A 500-nucleotide genomic window follows, 5' to 3' on the forward strand; every position below is an offset into this window, starting at 1 on the left:
CACCTACCTGGCAAGTACTCATAAACCGCTGCCGGTTTTTGTGGAGGACAAGGATCTGGAAAAGTTAAAACGGGCTGACGAAGCGAAACTCGCGCTGAAAGCCCGGGAAAGTTAATCCGCAACTTTCTATCAGACTAAGGCCGCGCAAGCGGCCTTTTTTTCAGCCCACCTTACCCAATCTGGCCAAGGATTCCTGCCTGCCACAGAAATTTTTGGTGTACACTAACGGCTAAAAGTATCCCATTAACCTCATGGAGTTAAACCCGCGTATGTTTGATCCAAAGAAACTTGAGCAGGTTGCCAAGCAAATTCAGGAAGCCATGCCTCAACCGGTCAAAGCGCTTGGTCAGGATGTGGAACAGAAAGTGCGTCAAACCATCCAGGCACAACTGAGCAAGCTGGATGTGGTGAATCGCGAAGAGTTCGATGTGCAGACCCAGGTCCTGCTGCGCACGCGCCAAAAGCTGAACGAGCTGGAACAAAAGGTTGCCCAGCTGGAA

General features: G+C 50.8%; 1 protein-coding gene. It reads left to right on the top strand.

The window, feature by feature from the left end; all coding sequences use genetic code 11:
- Window positions 1-269 precede the first annotated feature (269 nt).
- Window positions 270-500 (top strand): ubiquinone biosynthesis accessory factor UbiK (ubiK, locus tag ACYP03_RS24000; protein ID WP_459782362.1); only part of this gene is annotated, 231 nt, incomplete at its 3' end.

The organism is Photobacterium sp. R1 (assembly GCF_054600795.1).